The organism is Acinetobacter sp. Brlt_5 (assembly GCF_051949055.1).
Classification (GTDB): domain Bacteria; phylum Pseudomonadota; class Gammaproteobacteria; order Pseudomonadales; family Moraxellaceae; genus Acinetobacter; species Acinetobacter indicus.
The window spans coordinates 57,118-76,447 of the sequence record NZ_JAYJLP010000014.1 but is presented as its reverse complement, the minus strand read 5'-3'; the positions used below and the strand labels follow the sequence as shown (position 1 = coordinate 76,447).

General features: G+C 46.2%; 17 protein-coding genes. 5 read left to right on the top strand and 12 right to left on the bottom strand.

Translation table 11 applies throughout. The features are described from left to right. Positions 1-175: 175 nt before the first annotated feature. From rapA to VF685_RS10460, 9 genes are all read right to left on the bottom strand, one after another. The gene (gene rapA, locus VF685_RS10500; RefSeq protein ID WP_104513564.1) at positions 176-3,013 is read right to left on the bottom strand and encodes an RNA polymerase-associated protein RapA; all 2,838 of its coding nucleotides are present in this window, start codon (positions 3,011-3,013) and stop codon (positions 176-178) included. A gap of 139 nt (positions 3,014-3,152) precedes the next feature. Then, the gene (locus tag VF685_RS10495; protein WP_163145690.1) at positions 3,153-3,797 is read right to left on the bottom strand and encodes an RluA family pseudouridine synthase; all 645 of its coding nucleotides are present in this window, start codon (positions 3,795-3,797) and stop codon (positions 3,153-3,155) included. A gap of 141 nt (positions 3,798-3,938) precedes the next feature. Next, the gene (locus VF685_RS10490; protein ID WP_163170245.1) at positions 3,939-4,637 is read right to left on the bottom strand and encodes a phosphopantetheine-binding protein; all 699 of its coding nucleotides are present in this window, start codon (positions 4,635-4,637) and stop codon (positions 3,939-3,941) included. Positions 4,638-4,703: 66 nt separating this feature from the next. Continuing rightward, positions 4,704-5,150 (bottom strand): hypothetical protein, encoded by a 447-nt coding sequence (locus tag VF685_RS10485; RefSeq protein WP_163170246.1) that lies wholly within the window; start codon positions 5,148-5,150, stop codon positions 4,704-4,706. 77 nt (positions 5,151-5,227) lie between these two features. Then, complete coding sequence (locus VF685_RS10480; RefSeq protein ID WP_163170247.1) at positions 5,228-5,620, bottom strand: hypothetical protein; 393 nt, start codon at positions 5,618-5,620, stop codon at positions 5,228-5,230. A gap of 141 nt (positions 5,621-5,761) precedes the next feature. Beyond that, on the bottom strand, positions 5,762-6,178 hold the full coding sequence (locus VF685_RS10475) for a GlcG/HbpS family heme-binding protein (protein WP_163145688.1): 417 nt from the start codon (positions 6,176-6,178) through the stop codon (positions 5,762-5,764). A 63-nt stretch (positions 6,179-6,241) separates the two neighbouring features. Next, positions 6,242-7,543 (bottom strand): glutamate-1-semialdehyde 2,1-aminomutase, encoded by a 1,302-nt coding sequence (hemL, locus tag VF685_RS10470; RefSeq protein ID WP_163170248.1) that lies wholly within the window; start codon positions 7,541-7,543, stop codon positions 6,242-6,244. Between the two features lie 42 nt (positions 7,544-7,585). Beyond that, positions 7,586-8,206, bottom strand: coding sequence for a thiamine phosphate synthase (gene thiE, locus VF685_RS10465; protein WP_016659151.1), 621 nt, complete (start codon positions 8,204-8,206; stop codon positions 7,586-7,588). 537 nt (positions 8,207-8,743) lie between these two features. After that, the gene (locus VF685_RS10460) at positions 8,744-9,127 is read right to left on the bottom strand and encodes a DUF962 domain-containing protein (RefSeq protein WP_016659152.1); all 384 of its coding nucleotides are present in this window, start codon (positions 9,125-9,127) and stop codon (positions 8,744-8,746) included. Between the two features lie 237 nt (positions 9,128-9,364). Between VF685_RS10460 and VF685_RS10455 the strand changes: the two genes are divergently transcribed. Together VF685_RS10455 and VF685_RS10450 are read left to right on the top strand one after the other, a co-directional pair. Further along, positions 9,365-10,822: a CYTH domain-containing protein gene (locus VF685_RS10455; protein WP_180192436.1), complete on the top strand. Its 1,458-nt coding sequence runs from the start codon at positions 9,365-9,367 to the stop codon at positions 10,820-10,822. Between the two features lie 113 nt (positions 10,823-10,935). Then, positions 10,936-12,411 carry a CYTH and CHAD domain-containing protein gene (locus VF685_RS10450; protein ID WP_163170250.1) on the top strand — a complete coding sequence of 492 codons (1,476 nt, stop codon included), beginning with the start codon at positions 10,936-10,938 and terminating at the stop codon, positions 12,409-12,411. Positions 12,412-12,433: 22 nt separating this feature from the next. On the opposite strand, the gene VF685_RS10445 is transcribed toward VF685_RS10450, so the two are convergent. Beyond that, positions 12,434-13,066: a hypothetical protein gene (locus tag VF685_RS10445; protein ID WP_163170251.1), complete on the bottom strand. Its 633-nt coding sequence runs from the start codon at positions 13,064-13,066 to the stop codon at positions 12,434-12,436. Between the two features lie 108 nt (positions 13,067-13,174). Between VF685_RS10445 and VF685_RS10440 the strand changes: the two genes are divergently transcribed. Beyond that, the gene (locus VF685_RS10440; RefSeq protein ID WP_005178954.1) at positions 13,175-13,570 is read left to right on the top strand and encodes a DUF3144 domain-containing protein; all 396 of its coding nucleotides are present in this window, start codon (positions 13,175-13,177) and stop codon (positions 13,568-13,570) included. Positions 13,571-13,694: 124 nt separating this feature from the next. Then, positions 13,695-14,762, top strand: a complete 1,068-nt coding sequence (locus VF685_RS10435; protein WP_163170252.1) for an amidohydrolase family protein — start codon at positions 13,695-13,697, stop codon at positions 14,760-14,762. Positions 14,763-14,903: 141 nt separating this feature from the next. Here the strand turns inward: VF685_RS10435 and VF685_RS10430 are convergent, their stop codons facing one another. Both VF685_RS10430 and VF685_RS10425 read right to left on the bottom strand, forming a co-directional pair. After that, entirely contained in the window at positions 14,904-17,666 is a 2,763-nt protein-coding gene (locus tag VF685_RS10430) for a M16 family metallopeptidase (protein WP_035363281.1), read from the bottom strand. Between the two features lie 121 nt (positions 17,667-17,787). After that, positions 17,788-18,615 carry a PhzF family phenazine biosynthesis protein gene (locus VF685_RS10425; protein ID WP_286385173.1) on the bottom strand — a complete coding sequence of 276 codons (828 nt, stop codon included), beginning with the start codon at positions 18,613-18,615 and terminating at the stop codon, positions 17,788-17,790. Positions 18,616-18,751: 136 nt separating this feature from the next. Between VF685_RS10425 and VF685_RS10420 the strand changes: the two genes are divergently transcribed. Beyond that, positions 18,752-19,330: a flavin reductase family protein gene (locus VF685_RS10420; protein ID WP_286385172.1), complete on the top strand. Its 579-nt coding sequence runs from the start codon at positions 18,752-18,754 to the stop codon at positions 19,328-19,330.

The window sequence follows — 19,330 nt, the reverse complement described above, 5'->3', positions numbered from 1 at the left end:
TCTTTTAAAAATTTGGCTCATCTTAGCATGAACATTTTACCGGACTCTAGTGCACTGATCGCCGGGCTGTTTATGTCAGGCAAATCAGCATAAAAAAGCACCCTTCAAATTAGACTAAAAGTGTCCAACTTTCGGGGTGCAGTTCACGAAGGTGCTTTTCTAAAAATTACGACTGTTATGGTTTAACCACCACCATCACCTGAATCGCTTCCGGGGTAACCGCAATACCGTCAAGCAGGCTTAAACCTTCTTTTTGCAATTTCTGCAAACGGCTGATTTCATCTTCACGGATGCTTGGGTTAAATTGCTTCAGATACGTTAGACGGTCAATTTCATATTGCCATTTCGCGCCATACATTTCTTTGGCCTGCTCTTTTAAGCCCGGCAAGGCAGTTTTGGCAATGTCCAATGCCTGTGCATAACGCTGCTCAATCACCTCGCGGCGTGCTTTTACCACCTGACGGCAGCTATTGCCATCTAAATGATGTAAATATGGTTTTAAGATTTCAGGGGCAATTTTTTGCGACAGATCCTGACCTTTTTCACTCAGTAATACACGAATCAATTGCTGCGGCAAGCTTGATGGCAGGTTCAATGCTTTTGGCGCAATTACATCAACCTTGAACCAGACTTCCAGCAGCACCGAACCTTGCGGTAATGCAGCTGACTTTAACACCGCTACATTGGTACTGCCAAAGCTTTGGGTATTGATCATTTCCATCACGCTTTCGGTAAATGGATGCTCCAGAGTCAGATATTGTGCATCTTCACGGATTTGTGCCTGATCACGATAGAAAGTCGCAGTCATGCCCTCTTCATCTAAAGTCAGACCTTGCACCTGCATCTGGTCTGTTGGCTTGATGATGACTGTGCCATTGCTTTGTTCATCAAAGTCGATATTAGTTGAAGCCATAAAGCGCTTCATGAACATTGGCAAAGTAGTGTTGTCATCATAATCTTCCAGCGCCTGGACAATTTCCTGTGCCACCACCGGACGGCAAGAGTTGTATTCCAGCAGGCGGTCACGGCCTTCCTGCAGTTCAGCTTCCAAGGCTTCGCGCTGTACGCTAACCGCTTCCAGCAATTCTTCAAACTGCTGGCCTTGATCTGCCAGTAAGCAGTCTTTTAATTCAACAATGAAGTTTTCCTGCAAGGTCTGCGCCGTTGGGGAAATATTGCTGAATATATTCAACGCTTCGTTATACCAGCGGAACATGCGTTCTTGCGCCGTGCCAAGTAAATACGGCACGTGAATCTGAATCCGGTTTTCCTGACCAATCCGGTCTAGACGGCCAATTCGCTGTTCCAGTACGTCCGGGTTCGCCGGTAAATCAAATAAAATTAAATCCGATGCAAACTGGAAGTTACGCCCTTCTGAACCAATTTCCGAACAGAGCAGGATTTGCGCACCATAGGAATCTTCTGCGAAATACGCCGCCGCCTGGTCACGTTCCAGCAGGCTCATACCTTCATGGAACATCGCAGTACGAATACCGGCGTGTAAACGCAGTGCATTTTCTAGCGCTTCCACCACCGGACCACTACGTGCAATCAGTAGCACTTTTTTGTGTTTTAAATCGCTGCGCAGCTTTTCCATCAGCCACATTACACGCGGATCGGTTTCCATCCACGCACCATCAAGCTGGCCTTCTTCTGGCCACATCTGTTCACGCAACTTGCCCTCTTTGGCCCAGTGCTCTGGGGCTGGCAGTGGTGCTGGCTGACAGTCCCGTCCCGGGAAGCCCTGAATCGCTTCACGGGTGTTACGGAATAAAATACGGCCGGTACCATGACGGTCTAACAGTTCATGAATGGCGCGGAAACGCTGTTCCGGATGGTCTTCAATGCGATGGCCCAGTAAGCCTTCCAAAGCGGCCAGATGACCTTCTTCCAGTGGCATGTCGGACATCAGCACTTCGGCAATTTTGGCTGTTTGCTGATATTGCGCTTCTTCATCCAGGAAACGGTCCAACGAACTGAAACGTTGAGGATCGAGCAGGCGTAAACGGGCAAAGTGACTTTCAACACCCAACTGTTCTGGGGTTGCAGTTAAGAGCAACACACCGGCCGTTTGTTCAGCAAATTCTTCGACCAGATCATAACGGTCATTGCCGCCTTCTTCTTCTGACCACATCAGGTGATGCGCTTCATCAACCACCAGTAAATCAAAACCAGCTTCAAGTGCCTGCTCACGCAGATCTTCGTGGTCAATCATCAGGTCAATAGAAGCAATAATACATTGCTCGGTCAGGAACGGGTTTAAATCCGGGTCATGTTCTTTAATTGACGCTGTACGGGTCAGATCAAATAAAGAGAACTGCAGGTTGAAACGGCGGCGCATTTCAATCATCCACTGATATTGCAGTGAATCTGGCACCAAAATTAAAATACGTTCAGAACGGCCGGTTTTGAGCTGCTGATGGATAATCAGACCGGCTTCAATGGTTTTACCCAAACCCACTTCATCGGCCAGTAATACACGCGGTGCAAAACGCTTACCGACTTCGTGGGCAATATAGAGTTGATGCGGAATCAGGCCAACGCGTGAACCAATCAGGCCACGCAGCGGACTGCTGTGCATATTGGCCTGCATCAACAGCGCTTCAATACGCAGGTCGTACCATTCTTTATAGTCAATCTGGCTGGCCAGTAAACGGTCTAAGGGTTTAGACAGCTGGATTTGCGCGCCAATTCGGGTTTCATTCAGCGATTTCTGTTCTTCTGAACCATCTTCCAGCTGACGTACCACGTTATAACGCACCACGCCACCGCGATCTTCCAGACTCTGAACCGTCCATTTCAGGCCTTCCTGGTCCTGTACTTCATCGCCCGCATTAAACACGATACGGGACAAAGGTGCATTGTTACGTGCATAGACACGGGTTTCGTCACTCTTGGGGAATAAAATGCTGATTGAACGTTCATCTACATCAATAAGAACGCCTAAGCCCAGTTCTGTTTCTGTATCTGACAACCAACGTTGACCAATAGCAAACTGCTGCAATTTTTCCACCTTTTTCTAGAAGTTAGGACTGTCGCGTTATCACTCAAGGACTGCTTGCCATTTGAGCAAAATTTGACATCGTAAAGCAATATATTTTGACATAAAGCCCACCAAAAAGTGAGCTTAAATTCATGAGGATATGTTTCCCTTAAAACGGCACCGGGCAATTAAACTCCAGTGTTTCTCCCGTTTGAGGATGTTGAAAACTTAAATACGCCGCATGCAAACACAGGCGTGGAGACAGCTGCTGCTGCTCTGGCGTGGCATATAAGGTATCGCCAATAATTGGATGACCCAGATATTGCATATGCACCCGCAGCTGATGCGAACGGCCGGTAATTGGAATAAGTTTGACCCGCGTAACCGCCTGTCCATTTATTTCAAACTGTTCCAGCGCCTGCCAGTGGGTAAGCGCCGGTTTCGAATGAGAAGGATCGGCCATATGCAACGGCGGACGGGTTGGATCATAGACCACCGGCACATCAATGGTGCCTTCGCCGTATAGATGCCCGGCCACCACTGCCTGATAATGCTTATCGGTCTGGCGTTCCTGAAACTGGCGTGAAATCTTGTTTTGCCCCAAGCGGCTAAGACCAAACACCAAAATACCTGAGGTGTCACGATCCAGACGATGAATTAACAGGGTTTTAGGCTCAATGGCGACCAAACGGCTGATCAGGCAGTCTTGTAAATCTGCTGTTTTTCCTGGCACTGTGAGTAAGCCGGCCGGTTTATGGATGAGCATAAAATCTTCATCTCGATAAATCAGGTGTTCGGTTAGAAAATTACTCAAAGTACACTTCCAGGCTGATCGCGAAAATAAGGCGGCAATGATAAAAACCTTGCACCACAATTACAATGCAATTTGCGCAAATTGCAGACGTTTTTTCCGATTTTGCTGAATAAAAATGTCAATTTTCTGAAAATGGCAAATTTAGTCCGTTAAAATCTGCAGCAATCCGTGAAGTGTGGGTTTGGACTGCAGATCTTCATAGCGAATATTGGCACCATTGGCACGCCATAAACCGACCAGACTGACCATACTCACCGAATCCAGACCATAATTTTTTAGGTCGACATAAGGATCAATTTCCAAGGCATCCATATCCAGCTGTTCTGCGACAGCCAACATAATGCCTTTGGTCGACAATACATATTCTGACGGCGCACTTAAATCCCATAAGCGAGTCAGGCTATAGGTATTTAAGTGATGTATCCCCTGTGCCGAAATATTTTCGATCCATTGAATATGCTGATCTTGATTCGCCAATAAAATGGCGTCATCGACCATACCGATTTGATCCGTCACACTCATCAGATGCGGCAAAATCTGTTTCAGCATTGGCGTGACCTGCCCTGCAAAAATCAGTTGTGGATGCGTTGAGGCATATTCTCCCAATTGCTGCATGCCTTGCATCAGGTCATCACCATAGAGATCAACAATGGGAATATCCAGCGCTTTGGCTTTATTGGTCAGTTGAATCAAATTTGCCATGAGTCCACTCTCTTGTATCCCCTGCTGCATACGTAAGTTTTGCAATCCGACTAAAACCAAAACGGATTCATTTAATGCAAGCTGCCATTTGGCTTGTGATGGCGCAAGTTGGATTTTTTTGGGCACGGGGTAAAGCATTTAAAAAACTTCATAAGATAATTTAATAAATGAGAATATGCTAACTCACAACATCAAAAGCACATATTATTTTCTGTACTGACTTACATTCCAAATACTTAATAAATGCCAAATATTTCGATCTACAACTTTCCAGTCATTCAAGGAGTCACGAGTCATTCTCCACTCGACTCGCACATTCGGATATAAGGGTGTTTCAACTGTTGTTGTAATGATCTGTTGATTCTCAATATTTTTGGTAATTTTCATTAAAAATTCTGTTTGGTATTGGTCTGATGCACGACCAATACAATGATAAGCGATCGAAGAGTCAAAATTTAATGAATAGCAATCTAGATCAAACTTTTTAAATGAGTCTTCATATTTTACATATTGATGCGATATTAAATAATTTATCCATTCTCGTGGTGTCTGTTTATATTTAAAATATAAGGGATCAGCTTTACTAAAATTTTGCACATGTACTTTAACTTGGTTTTTATGATTTTTATCATAAAAATGGCTTTGTTGCACAAAGATTTCATAACTATATGATTTTAAAAGTTTTGATTATTTTTTGATCCAAAATTAAATTTATTTAAATCAGATGCTTACATATTTATGCAACAAAGCCCATAAAAATTATTTATTGGTATATCTTTAGCTTGATTGAGTAATAAATTAAATTGCATTGGATTTTCAAAATCCGCAACATTTTCGATATTATCTAGACTATTCGAAATATGTGTGGTTGGCTCAAAATTTATTGGAAACTGGCCTAGAAAAGGACTACTCAACACTGTATTTTCAGCAATATTCTGTTTCGCGCCAACATAAGTTTTAATGATTAGTTCAGGCGAAATTCCCCACATAATTAAATCGCCAGTTTGGGAATTATCTTCATAATATTGTACATCATCATAGCTATGATCCACTTCTACTGAATCACTACAGGCGCTAATAAAGATACTATTAAGCAAAATGAAAATTATTTTTTTGATCATCCATTATTCCCAAAATTTATTCTTATTTAGTTGGTATCAGCTCAAGTAATATTCAAATCTTAGATAGAGCTTTGTTTAAACTGATTCGCCTAGAACTATCAGTCTAGGCTGTTATATTTTGATTTCCTACTGTAAATCAATCTAAACCACATGTTCTAAAAACTTCTCAATCGCTACCCGTGCAATCTCCGCATCTTCAAACGACTTCACACCCGACACACCCATCGCACCGACGAGCTGCCCTTGATACATAATCGGTTCACCACCTTCTAGCATCCCTGAAAATGATTCCATGGTCAGGAAGCCCATCTGACCGCCTTTGATAATATCTTCAAACAGTTTGGATGCATGGCGACTCATGGCAGAACATTTGGCTTTTTCGATGGCTAGATTTGCAGTCATTGGTGCTGCCCCATCCATACGTTTCATGGCCAGTAAACTGCCCGTTTCATCCACCACGGCAATACTGACATTAAAGTTATGCTGTATCGCATATTGATGCGCTTCATTTAATAGAAATTCAGCATCACTTAAAGTCATATAATGTTTGGTTTTCATTTTGATCTCGAATTAACTGAAGCTTCCCTCTCCTTTTAGGAGAGGGTTAGGGAGAGGTCAAATTTACGCTTTCATCTCAGCAAAAGTGGCTTTTGCCGCCTGAATGGTAAACTCGATATCTTCATCGCTGTGCGCGCTTGAAATAAAGCCGGCTTCAAATGCAGATGGTGCCAGGTTCACGCCACGCTCCAGCATGCCGTGGAAGAATTTACGGAAAGCATCGACATCACATTTTAGCATCGAGTCAAAGCTGGTGATATCGTCCTGATCGGTAAAGTACAGACCAAACATCGCGCCCACTTGCTGGGTTTTAAACGCGATACCGGCTTCATCTGCCGCTGCCTGTAAACCGGCCAGCAGTTTTTCCAGTTGTGCTCTTAATTTTTCATAGAAGCCTGGCTCACGCAGATGCTTAAACATCTCGATACCGGCACGCATCGCCAGCGGGTTCCCCGACAATGTTCCGGCCTGATACACCTTACCCAGTGGCGCAATACATTCCATCACTTCGCGTTTACCACCAAAGGCACCGACGGGTAAGCCGGCACCAATGATTTTACCCAAGGTAGTTAAATCTGGGGTAACGCCATAATGCGCCTGCGCACCGCCTAAGCCAACACGGAAGCCGGTCATCACTTCATCAATAATAAACACCGAGCCATGTTCATCACAGACATCACGAATGGCTTGCAAGAAACCATCAACTGGCGCAACCAGGTTCATGTTACCGGCAACCGGTTCCACAATCACCCCGGCAATTTCTGAACCAAACTTGGCAAAGCATTCTTTTAAGGTGGCAATATCGTTATATGGCAGGGTTAAGGTGTGTTTGGCAAAATCCGCAGGAACACCGGCAGAGGTCGCTTCACCCTCACCTTTGGTTAACAGGCCAGAACCGGCTTTCACCAGTAATGAATCTGAGTGACCGTGGTAACAGCCCTCAAATTTCACGATCTTGTCACGGCCAGTATAACCACGTGCCAGACGAATCGCGGTCATGGTGGCTTCTGTACCGGAGTTGGTCATACGCACCAGTTCGATTGATGGCATGATTTCGCAGATAATATCGGCCAGCGTCGTTTCATGAACAGTTGGCGCACCAAAACTTAAACCGTCTACTGCAGCATCCTGCACCGCTTTAATAATCGCTGGATGGGCATGACCCAAAATCATTGGCCCCCATGAACCGACATAATCGACATAGCGTTTGCCATCTACATCGTATAAATATGCGCCTTGGGCTTTTTCAATAAAGACCGGCGTGCCGCCTACACCATTGAACGCACGCACCGGTGAGTTCACGCCACCTGGAATATGTTTGCTGGCTTGTTTAAATAATTGTTCTTGCTTTGGAGATAGGCTCATGAATCGACTCAACTCAAAATAAAATCAGACAAAAATTTCGGCTTAAACCGCCTTTTTAAATAGTTCAGACCAGTCATATACGCGTTGAGCAACGGTATGCATCGGACGACCTAATATATCACTAATCACCGCACAAAGGTCGGCACCAGCATCAATCACCTGCTGACCATTTTCCACGGTTAACCCACCAATCGCGCAGATCGGTACATTCAGTTTTGCTTTGGCCTGCTTTAAGGTTTCTAGACCAATATTGCCGGCTTCCGGCTTGGTATCGGTGGCGAAAATTGCCCCAAATGCCACATAGTTAGCGCCATCGGCAATGGCCTGCTCTGCCAGTTCAAGTGAATTGTTACAGCTGCGGCCAATCAGGACATTCTTCGGTAAACGTGCTGCGGCTTCGACAATTGAGCCATCATCTTGACCCAAATGCACGCCGACACCATATTTTACCGCAGCTTCCAAATCATCATTAATCACAAATGGCACTTTGTACTGTGCACACAATGATTTCATATATTCAATTTCATAAGCCTGATCTTCTTTTGCCACCTTTTTACGGCGATATTGCAAGACTGCAACTTCATAGGTCGCCATTGCACCTTCAAGTTTGGCTAAAAGCAGTTCAATCGGATCATCATTGGTAATTAAATATAAGCCACGCATTTTGCCTGCCTGAAACACCTCAAAAAATTGGCTCTCATTATTACATAGTTACAGCTCAAGAGCAGGCCTTGCCTGTATTTTCGCTGATGCTTTGTTTCAGTTCAGATTTTTATGCAAAATCCCTAGTATTGGGGATAGAGTCAGCGCCGGTTTCGGTATTTACTAAGACTCACAATAATAACGATATAAGTTGTTGTTTTTTATTTTTTTATATCAATAACAACCAACGTGCATTCATGGTCTCATGGACGTACTAGAATTTGATGCCAGGACGCATTTGGGGAAATGTGATCAAACGCTAGCACGTCCACACTCTTTTGACTCTCTTCATTCTTTTTATTTCAATGATTCCAGCTATAAAAAAAGCCCGGAGAAAGGTCACTCCAGGCTTGGAAAGTTAAAAACTGATGTCATCAAAGTGTCATACACTCTGCATTGCTTCAATTAATAGAACATTCACTCTACAATTTCAATGAATTTTTTGACCATTCATCTTATTTTTGACCGAAAGTTTTAGTTTTGCTCGAAAAATGAAGATTAGCTGTCAATTTTATCCAGTGCGCGGTCTTTAAGACTCAGGTTGCCGCGCAGAATGTCGGCAAACATTCGCCAGTCAGAAATAAAGCTATACAGCGGCTGTTTAAAGCTGGCTGGCTTGTTTTTTTCAAAGAAAAAATGACCGACCCAGGCGCAGGCATAACCGGCCACCAGTCCATAGACAAAGTAGCGTGGCTTACGCTGCCTGACCATTTGTGTCAGGCAAATCAGGCCGATACCACTGCCCAGCATATGCAGACGCCGGCTCATGATATTGCGGTGTTCGGTTAAATAAAAACGATAAAACTCGTGATAATTTTGAATTGGACCTTGAGGCGTGTCATCCGGTTTTTTCGCCCATTCGGTGTTGAGGGGTGCGTTCATATTCATCATCCTGATGCTCTGTTCTTGCTCAAATTACCGCATTTTCTGTACAAATAAAAGCCACTTTGTTCGCGCTATTTTTCTGGCTACTTTTTTCAGGACAGATTTTGGTTACAATCAGAAGCCTTAAACAATGAACGCCTTTTCTGGACGCTTGATAATAATTTGGTATAGCGGCGTCATCTGCCAGAAAGCTACTTTTTTTGCTGTATTGCTCAATTTTTTAGGACCAATTGAATGACCGAGATTGAATTAAAATTTCAAATTCCTGATGCGCGCCGTAATGCCTTACTTAAAGCGCTGGATCCTAAGAAATCTGAAACCATTTCGCTGCAAGCCCGATATTATGACACTGCCGACCGCCTACTGGCACAGCATGGTATTGCGCTGAGACAACGCTTGGAAGGCACGCGCTGGGTGCAAACACTGAAAGCCGGCAAAACCCATATTGAACGTTTTGAACATAATCATGACCTGGGCGAACTGCACCAGCCACCTGCGCTTGATTTAAGCATTTACGATGCCGCTCCCGAAGCCAGACAGCTATTAGATGCAGTTCTCAGTCAGACTGAAAGCCCGCTGCAACTGCAATTTGAAACCGATATGACACGTACTTTGCGTGTTATCCAGCTAGATGAAGTCGAGATTGAAGCCAGTTTAGATGTAGGCTGTATTCGCAGCGGCGAGCGTGAATATCCCGTCCATGAGGTTGAGTTTGAATTAAAATCTGGTTCGGTGCAGGCCCTGCTGGCCTTCTGTTTTGAATGGGTCAAGAAATACCAGCTCTGGTTAGATGTACGCAGCAAGGCCGAAATGGGCAATTTGCTGGCTTTAGACTTACAAGTCAGCCCGCCGCGTCTGGCTGAAGAATTCCGTTTAAATAAAAAAGCCTCAGCCGATCAGAATTTAAGACTGTTAATTGCCCAGCAATTGCAGCATTTACTGCCGAACATTGCGGCCATTTCAGCCGGTGTTAATGAAGCCGAGCATATTGTGCAGGCACAGAATGCACTAAATCAGCTGTATTTAACCGTGCATTTGCTCAAAGACTGGAGTGCGTCTATTTCGGAAAAATGGGCCAATCAGTTACTGGCGTTTAGACAGCAGTTTGACCAGCTGCAACATTTGCAGCACATGCAAAATACCCTCGGCACCTTTTTGCAGAACCCGAATACCGCCTCGAATCTGGCCAAAGATATTTTATATGCCAAAGAGAAACTGGCCAATCTGGTGAAATCGACCCAGAATGTACATCATTATCTGGAACTGTTGATGTTTAGCCTGGATGAAGATGCCTCCCACCCTGCGCAGGATTTAAAACAGGCCGCCCAGCAGACTTTGCAACATCAATATAAATTACTGCAAGAACAGCTAAACCAGACCAGCCAGACCGATTTTGAGAGTCTGGATCAGCTGGCGCAGAAAATTAATGCCCTGAAATTTATTTTCCCGGTACTCACCACGATCTATGATGTTAAAAACCTGCAAAAGTACAGCAAAGCCCTGAACGATGCCCAGCTGGCCGCGCAGGAATATCAGGTTCTTTCCTCCGCTGCGCTGTATATCCAGCAAACCGAGCTGGAAGCCAGCGACTGGTTTGTACTCGGCTGGCTGACCGCAAAACAGGAAGTCCATGCGCAAGCCTTGCTGGATGCCACCGAACAATTCCTGGTGAGTCGCAAGTTTATTAAGTAAGTTCAGCCATTCCCCGCTCCGGCCAGACAAAAGAATACGCTTTATGGCTACTTTTTATGCATGGCTTGGCCTATAGTAAGGTCAATCAAGAATAAAAATTGCAGGAGTTGGTTATGGCGGAAATCGAACTGAAATTTCAGGTGCCGGTGCATCAGCGCCGCGCCTTTGAAAAAGCCATTGCCAAGAAAAAAGCCGTGCCAATGCAGCTGTGGGCCAAATATTATGACAGTCCTGAGCAGCAGCTGGCACAGCATGCCATCGCCCTGCGTCAGCGTCTGGAAGGTCAACGCTGGTGTCAGACCTTAAAAGCACCGGGGCAGCATCATTTTGAGCGTTTTGAACTGGAACTGGCCCTCGGCCCGGATGAACCGGAGCAGCTGGATTTAAGCCTGTATCAGGAACATAAACAGGCGCAAACCTTGCTAAAACAGGCGCTGGAGCTGAAAAAAGCCGATTTAAAAAATACCGGTCTGGAACTGCAATTTGAAACCGATGTGCAACGCCTGATTGTGCTTGAACAAGTTAAAGACAGTGCAATTGAACTGGCCTTTGATCAGGGCGAAGTCCGCACACCAACAGCGCAAAGCGATATTTACGAAGTCGAGTTTGAACTGAAACATGGCGATGTCAGCAACCTGATTGATTTTGTTCAGCCATGGGTAAAACGCTATCAGCTCTGGCTTGATGTTCGCAGCAAATCACAGCGTGGTCAGATGCTCAAGAATCAGCAGGACATCTTGCCCGTTCAACATCAAACGCCTTTTAGTCTCGATAAACATGACTCCAGTAGCCACGCGCTGGCCAAAATTGTCAGCAACTGTCTGACTCATTTATTACCGAATGCCACCGCGATTGCCGACAATCATTATCAGAGTGGTCATGTGCATCAGGCCCGTGTGGCCATTCGCCGTTTACGCAGCGCACTGAAAATTTTTGGACACTGGTCCGAACAGGTACAACCCGAGTGGCAAGCGCAGCTGGCAGAACTGTTCCGGCAACTTGGTTCCACCCGCGACCGCGATGCGCTGAGTGAAAGCCTGATGCCACGTCTGGCCGAGGCCGGCTCTCCCCTCGCAGAACTACCGGCAAGTAGCGAAAGCAGTGATGAAATTGATGCACTATTTCGCGCGCCAGAAACAGTGCGCCTCTTGCTGGAGCTGCTACAGTTTAGCCAGTGCACAGCACAGGAAGATGATCAATCGCTGAAAAAGCAGGTACGGAAACAGCTTGCAAAAATGCACCGGCAAATTTGTCAGGATGCCGTGCAGTTTGAACATCTGGACAGTGAACAGAAGCATCGCACCCGTAAACGGGTCAAACGCCTGCGTTATTCGGTCGAGTTTATTGCCTCTTTATTTGAAGCCGATGCCGTCAAACAGTATCTGAAAGCATTGAAACCGGCACAGGAATCTTTGGGGCAGTTTAATGATCTGGTGGTGGCCGAAGCCCTGTTTCAACACGAGGTTCAGCAAAACCCACAGGCCTGGTTTGTTCTGGGCTGGATTGCTGCCGAGCAAAAGCATGTTCTGGCCGAAGCCCAGCAGCATTTGCTGGAATTTACCCGCAGCAAAACCTTCTGGTCGGACTAAAGCCCAGCACGGAGATAATCATTTAGCGGTACTTGCCAAATACCTTCCAGGTACCGTTATCGGCCAGCGGATCATGATAACTATCGCTCCGCTGCTTGCGCGGTTTTTCCCGGGCATCCACCAGCTGAAAATGCGGTTCGACACTCAGCACAATACCGTTGACATAAAAACGAGTGCGGGTGTATTCACTTTGCCCATGCTGAAACACATAGGTACGCAAATCAATAAACTCACGGTGTGCCACCAGTGCGGCGCTGTCGTCACTCTCCAGCCACTGTTTCATCGTCAGCATCTGCGTAGCATCAAACTGGCCGCACTTTTCCATCAAGCTGGCCAGACCGCGAAAAGTTTTTGATTCTTTGGCCCGGGTTTTATTAATCCGGATTCGGTCAACATGAAAGAAAAATAAAGGCAGGTTTAAGTGACTTGGCAGATGAATGGCATCCAGCACTTCATCTTCCATAAAGGGCTGAAACAGCTCTTGTGCCCGCTCAATCAATCCGGACCATTGCTGGAAATAGGCTTCAACTTCAGCCGGATTGCCATAATAAATTGGCAGCCCTTCTACATTGGCCAGATGTGCCGGCGGCCAGATGTTTTGTCGCAGCAGCGCAATATCACTTTTTAGACTTTGAACCGCAATTGCATCTTGCATCGTGATTCCTTTTTCTTGCTTAGGCTATTTTTAGAGTAAGACAAAGGTTTAGTTTCTGCAAGGCTTTGCCTATAATTATTGTTTATGATTTTAGCTTAGGAAAAATTCATGGTTCAAAAGATTGAAGCAACCGATGTTACCGAAGAAGAAGCGTTAAATGCTGCTTTCTTTGAACGTGCTGATGAATTTATCAAACAGGCCAACGAATTTTGTCGCGTCGAAAAAGGTTCACAGGAACAACCGGCGGAAAAACGCGGTCAGGTCAGTGCTGCCATGTTGTTTGGCACGGCGCGTTTTAATACCTGGGTCGCAGCCAACAACTTCAAAGATGGTGAGGAAATGCGCGCGGCCAAAGATCAGGTCATGTCCTACATTTTGCAGCAGTTCCAGATGATGCTGGAAGACAATTACGATGAATACTGTGAACAGTTCGAGAACTATTTACGTTTCCGTCGTAATGAAGAATTTCACAGCAATAAACACAAACATGATCACGATCATTAAATTGCTAAAAAAAGCCCACCCTGTTGGGCTTTTTTAATGTCATCTTTTCGATAAATACCCTTTTCTTTTTTGCAGACTTGGCTTTGAATAAAATAGACATCTTCAAGGATCAAACCAACCTGCTATGCAAAATCTTGGATTTGCACTGATTGATGCGCATATTCATCAATGGGACCCGTATAACACACCACACAGCGCACGCCTGGCAGTCAAGCTGCTAGGGAAATATCCACGCTTACTGGATAAAACCATCCGTACGCTAAAATCCAAAGCACTGATTGACACTTTGGGACACACCCAGCATGTCACTGCCCCCTATTTGCCCGAACATTATTGCCGCGATGTCGGCTTTTATCCGGTTGAAAAAGTGGTGCATGTGGAGGCTAGCTGGCATGACCACAAAGGCAAAGGTGTGGTTGGAGAAACCCGTTTTATTGAATCGCTGGATTTTGCCAAAAATGGTATCCAGCTGGGTGCAGTGGTGGCCACGGCCGACCCGCGTGACAGCCAGTTCAAGCAGATTCTGAAAATGCATCAGAAAGCGGCGCCGCAACATTTTCGCGGGATTCGTAAAATGGCTGCGGTTCATGAAGATAAAGACATTTATGCCTGGGCCGATGATCCGCATTTATACCGTGACAAAAAATTTCTGAAAGGCTTTGAACTACTGGCACAGCATAATTTAAGTTTTGATGCCTGGGTCTATTCCAGCCAGCTGGAAGATGTGATTGCCCTGGCAAAACAGTTTCCGGAAACCTCAATTGTGCTGGATCACCTCGGTACACCGGCCGGTCTGTTTGGTCCGGTCGGCTCGCATACCGGTATTACCCAAACTGCGCGCGACAATATCCTGTTTCGCTGGCAGGAAGACCTGGCAGAACTGGCGCGCTGCCCGAATGTCTATACCAAATTGTCCGGGCTGTTCATGCCGGTACTGGGTCATCAGTTTCATCAGCAGCAACGGCTGGCCTCAAAACAGGAAATCATTGATTTAACTGCCCCGCTGATTCAGCATGCGCTAAAAAGTTTTGGTATGTATCGGGTGATGTTTGGTTCCAATTTCCCGATGGATCGGGTCAGTAGCGACTTAGTCACGATTATTGATGCCTTTAGCGATGTGGTGGCGACGTATCATCCGCAGGCATTAGCACAGGTGTTCCATGATAATGCCAAACAATTCTATCGGCTCTAATTCTCTATGATAAATTCACCTCATACTTACTCATAGCACCTATAAGGATTGCTGGCAGATGGGATCAGTGCCAACATAACCGGCTTCATAAAAATCTCCCGTTTAGGGAGATTTTTTATATGAATGATCTGTAATCAGCACTTATTTTACCGGCTGACCATATTGATCAGCCATGACTTCGACCCAATGTTGCGGCAGCAGATATTTCTGGATCACCGCATCAATATCGGCTTTGCTGAGTCGGGCAATGGCCTGATCACGTTTTTCCCGATACGGTAAATCACGGTCAAGTTCCAGCTGTGCCACCAGCATCCGGTGAATACGGCGCTCATCTTCCAGCGCTGTGACACGCTGTTTCAGAATGTCAGCCTTGGCCGCCGCTACTTCCTGTGCAGTCACGCCATTTTTGCGCAACTCCTGAAAGACTTTATGTACCGCCTGCGACAACTGCGCCGCTTTACCGGCAGTATAGTTGGCACTCACACTGAGGGCACCGGAATTTTCAAAGCTGCTTAAACTGAGCGAACTGCCAAAACTGTAGACCAGCGCATTTTTTTCACGCAGCTCTTGCGCCAGACGTGAGGTCAGTTGTGAGTCCCCTAAAATATGACTCATGACCATTAATGCGGCTGCATCGGGATGATCATTTCCCACGGGCAGGGTCATCACGCCCTGATAACTGCCAAACTCACGCTGTTCGGACAGTACATGCTGTTTTTGCGCCGCATAGCTGTTATACGGCACGCTTAAACGCTGATACGGCTGTGCTCCGTTCCAAGTGGCAAACTGCTGTTGCAACAGCTTGAGAACCGGCTTGGCCTCATAATCGCCGGTAATGGCAATCCGGGCATGATCCATGGCAAAAAACTGCCGATACAGCTGTTTGACTTTCTCATTGCTGGCCTGGGTCAACTGCTGCTTGGCAAATTCCGGCTCGAAGTGATAACGCAAATCTCCCGGCTGATAACGCTCGATCAAACGTGCCATATTTAAGGCAGCCACGGTTTCCGGCTCGGTATACGGCCGGTCCAGACTGGCCAGACTTTGTGCCTTGATCAGATCAAACTGGGCCTGTTCAAACAGCGGCTTTTTCATGATTTCCAAGACAAATCTGAAAAACTCATCAAATTTATCTTTTTTGGCCACAATCGAAATGGCCACGCCATTGCTATTGGCCTGTGCCGAAGCTGAACCACCGGCGTCAATGGATTTGTCGGCAATATCCTGCAGGCTGTACTGATCTGAGGCACGCAGCATTAAATAGGCCATCAGGTCAATAATCTCGCCCTGATTAAACAGCGATTTTTCATTGCCAAAATCGACTATAATGGTGGCGTAGGTTTTATCGTCCCGGGTCGAGGTGGGAAACAGTGCATATTTCATGCCATTGGCCAGTGTGCCACGCTGGATTTTGGCTTCAGTCTGGCTTAAGGCCTGTTTGGATGTGTGCAGATACTGCTGAATTTCCTGCTCATAGCTGCTGATGTCTTTGAGTGGCTCGGCCTGTACATCCATTTGATCGAGGGTTTTCAGCGGTTCAGCAGCCTGCTGTTGCTGGGCCTTTTTCTGCTCTTCTGGTGTCGGCTGAATATGCCCGCGCATACGATGTTCAGGAATCAGGAATTGCTGTAAACGTGTATTGACCTGATCCACCGTTAAGGCCTGTAATTCCTGTTGATGGACAAAATACTGTGCCCAGTTGCCCTGCTCCGATACCACATAATCACTTAGCATACCGGCAAGAGCACTGGCATTGCTAAACAGACTGTCCTGGCTATTACGAATCAGGGTTTTGACCCGGTTCAGCTCGGTCTGATTAAAATTTTTGCCCTGCTCGACACCCTGCTGCAAGGCAGTTTCAACCTGCTTGGCATTATGAGTCGGTGCATACAAGGCACCCATAAAGACCAGATTAAAATCCTGATCCAGCCAGGTGGTCGATTGCACCATGGTGCTGATACCGGTTTCAACCATGCCCTGATACAAATGCCCGCTCGGCTGCATGGTGTATAAATACGGCGCCAACGCCAGAGCGGTTTTATGCTGGCCGTTCTGACCATTTAAATAGATATTGAACTTGGCCAGCTGGCTGCCTTTTTGCACTAAAAAATCCCGGTTTTTGATGGTACGGGCATCCAGCACTGGCACCTTGACCTGTGCCGGAATCTGGCGTTTGGCCAGCGGACTAAAATGCTGATCAATCTGCTTGAGTACCTGCGCTTTATCAAACTTGCCGGTCAGCACCATCACGGCATTATTCGGTGCATACCAGTTACGATAAAAACGCTGCAATTCCGGCATCTGAATCGACTGCAACTCATTCAGATCACCAATCGGTAAACGGCCCAGATACTGGTTGCCATAGGCCGCTTTCCAGACCTGATCCATTAACACCGCATAGGGCTGATCCATACGCACTTCGCGTTCACGCTTCACAATCGCAATTTCTGCCGGCACAAATTTTTCTTGCAGCACCAGCTTGTCCATACGCTCGGCTTCAAGATAAATCATCTCATTAATGGCTGTCTGATCTGGGCGGATGGTGTTCAGATATTTGGTCGAGTAGTAATCGGTGCTGGCATTATTGCTTAAGGTGTACTGGTTTAAACGGCGCTGGAATTCATCTCCCGGGACATTCTGGGTGCCTTTAAACGCCAGATGTTCCAGTAAATGCGCCATACCGCCTTTGCCTTGGGGATCATTCAGGGAACCGGTAAAGTAGATGGTACTCATCACCACTTTATTTTCTTTGGCATTCGGCGCCAGAATCACCCGAAAACCATTATCCAGCCGGTATTCTTCAATCTGCTGTTCAGATTTTACCAACACCGGCTGGGCAAATGTCGTAGCCCCCACACCCATGATCAGCAAAGACAGGCTGAGCTGTTTAAACCGCATTAACATAATTTTTTCAATACCTTTTACCTGCTGCAGCCGCTTGCATGACTGCAGCATTAAATTGTTTGTTGTTGTGACTTATGTTTGAAAATCACCGGCATACCCAGCGTGATTTCCCTGTTCTGTTTTAATCTAAAAATAACTCGGCCACCAGATATAATTTGGCATAACCGGAAATTTCAATACGCTGCTCTGCTTGTAAGGCACAGTACAGCATTCCACCTCGCGCCGAAGCCTGATAAGCCACCAGTTCAGTTTTGCCGGTTTTTTCTGCCCATAACGGCGCCAGACCGGTATGCATGGAACCAGTCACCGGATCTTCATCAATCCCTTTATGCGGGGCAAAGTAGCGAGCAATATAGTCATAGTCCTGAGAGGGCGCGGTCAAGGCCACATCTAGGTCTGTCGCGGTAATTGCGGTGCTGACCTGATGCAGCTCTGCAATCTGCCGGATTTTGGCCAGATCGGGCTGGGCGGCTAACACTGCCTGCTCAGATTCCAGTACCAGAATATAGGCCTGTGCATTTAAATAGACTTCCTTAACCGGCTGATCAATCACATCCAGCAATTGCGCCGGAAATTCATCTTGCAGTACCGGCACACGGGTTGGAAAATTCATGCGGATTTTGCCATCATTATCTTGCGTGACAATAAAAAGACCTAAATTTTTGACATGAAAATGAATGGTTTTGGCGCGGGTATAATCCTTAAACAGTACAAAGCTGCTGGCCAAAGTGGCATGGCCGCAAAAAACGACTTCAACTGTGGGGCTAAACCAGCGAATCTCGAAATTTTCAGCATCCATCGGCTTGACAAAGGCAGTTTCGGAAAGGTTATTTTCCAGTGCAATATTCTGCATTAAAGCGTCATCAAGCCAGTCTTCGACCACTATTACTGCGGCCGGATTTCCCTTAAATAATGCTGTTGTGAATGCATCAACCTGATACATTTTCATGAATCTGTCTCCCGCTGTATTTTGTGCTTTTTCCCAAGCATGCATCAATGATATAAGTTTTAACACCCGGTACAATGCAGAATTGTTGTTTTCCTGCATATCTCTGGAATGATCTCTGATTGAGGAATAAAAAAATATGACGCTCCCTGCTGATCTGCAAGCCGTACCTTTGGAAAAGGCCTATCGTTTGATTAATCATGGTCCGACCGTGCTGGTGTCTGCGCAAGATCAGCAGGAAACCGATGTCATGGCTGCAGCCTGGGCCTGTGCGCTTGAGTTTAATCCTGCCAAAGTTACGGTAGTGCTGGATAAAAGCACCAAAACCCGTGCCATCATTGAACAGTCAGGTTATTTTGCCTTGCAGGTGCCGACCTTAAAACAGCTCAGGATGGTGCATCAACTGGGAAGCATCAGCCTGTTTCAGGAGCCGAACAAGCTGGACCGCTGTGGGGTCGAGCTGTTCCAGTTTGAGCATTCTCCTGTGCCGACAGTGGCCGGATGCGCCGCCTGGCTGATCTGTGAACTCATTCCGGAGCCGCACAACCAGCAAGCCCATGACCTGTTTATAGGTAAAGTCATTGCAGCCTATGCCGATCAGCGGGTATTTCGTGACGGGCACTGGTATTATCATGAAGTGGCCGATGAATGGAAAAGTATCCACCATATTGCCGGCGGGCATTTTTATAGCATTGGTCAGCCGGTTTCAGTGGAATAA

Coding starts and splice junctions, on each gene's coding strand:
- VF685_RS10490 (WP_163170245.1), bottom strand. CDS start 4,637: ATGCTTTACCCCGTGCCCAAAAAAATCCAACTTGCGCCATCACAAGCC.
- VF685_RS10480 (WP_163170247.1), bottom strand. CDS start 5,620: ATGATCAAAAAAATAATTTTCATTTTGCTTAATAGTATCTTTATTAGC.
- VF685_RS10475 (WP_163145688.1), bottom strand. CDS start 6,178: ATGAAAACCAAACATTATATGACTTTAAGTGATGCTGAATTTCTATTA.
- hemL (WP_163170248.1), bottom strand. CDS start 7,543: ATGAGCCTATCTCCAAAGCAAGAACAATTATTTAAACAAGCCAGCAAA.
- thiE (WP_016659151.1), bottom strand. CDS start 8,206: ATGCGTGGCTTATATTTAATTACCAATGATGATCCGATTGAACTGCTT.
- VF685_RS10460 (WP_016659152.1), bottom strand. CDS start 9,127: ATGAACGCACCCCTCAACACCGAATGGGCGAAAAAACCGGATGACACG.
- VF685_RS10455 (WP_180192436.1), top strand. CDS start 9,365: ATGACCGAGATTGAATTAAAATTTCAAATTCCTGATGCGCGCCGTAAT.
- VF685_RS10450 (WP_163170250.1), top strand. CDS start 10,936: ATGGCGGAAATCGAACTGAAATTTCAGGTGCCGGTGCATCAGCGCCGC.
- VF685_RS10445 (WP_163170251.1), bottom strand. CDS start 13,066: ATGCAAGATGCAATTGCGGTTCAAAGTCTAAAAAGTGATATTGCGCTG.
- VF685_RS10440 (WP_005178954.1), top strand. CDS start 13,175: ATGGTTCAAAAGATTGAAGCAACCGATGTTACCGAAGAAGAAGCGTTA.
- VF685_RS10435 (WP_163170252.1), top strand. CDS start 13,695: ATGCAAAATCTTGGATTTGCACTGATTGATGCGCATATTCATCAATGG.
- VF685_RS10430 (WP_035363281.1), bottom strand. CDS start 17,666: ATGTTAATGCGGTTTAAACAGCTCAGCCTGTCTTTGCTGATCATGGGT.
- VF685_RS10425 (WP_286385173.1), bottom strand. CDS start 18,615: ATGAAAATGTATCAGGTTGATGCATTCACAACAGCATTATTTAAGGGA.
- VF685_RS10420 (WP_286385172.1), top strand. CDS start 18,752: ATGACGCTCCCTGCTGATCTGCAAGCCGTACCTTTGGAAAAGGCCTAT.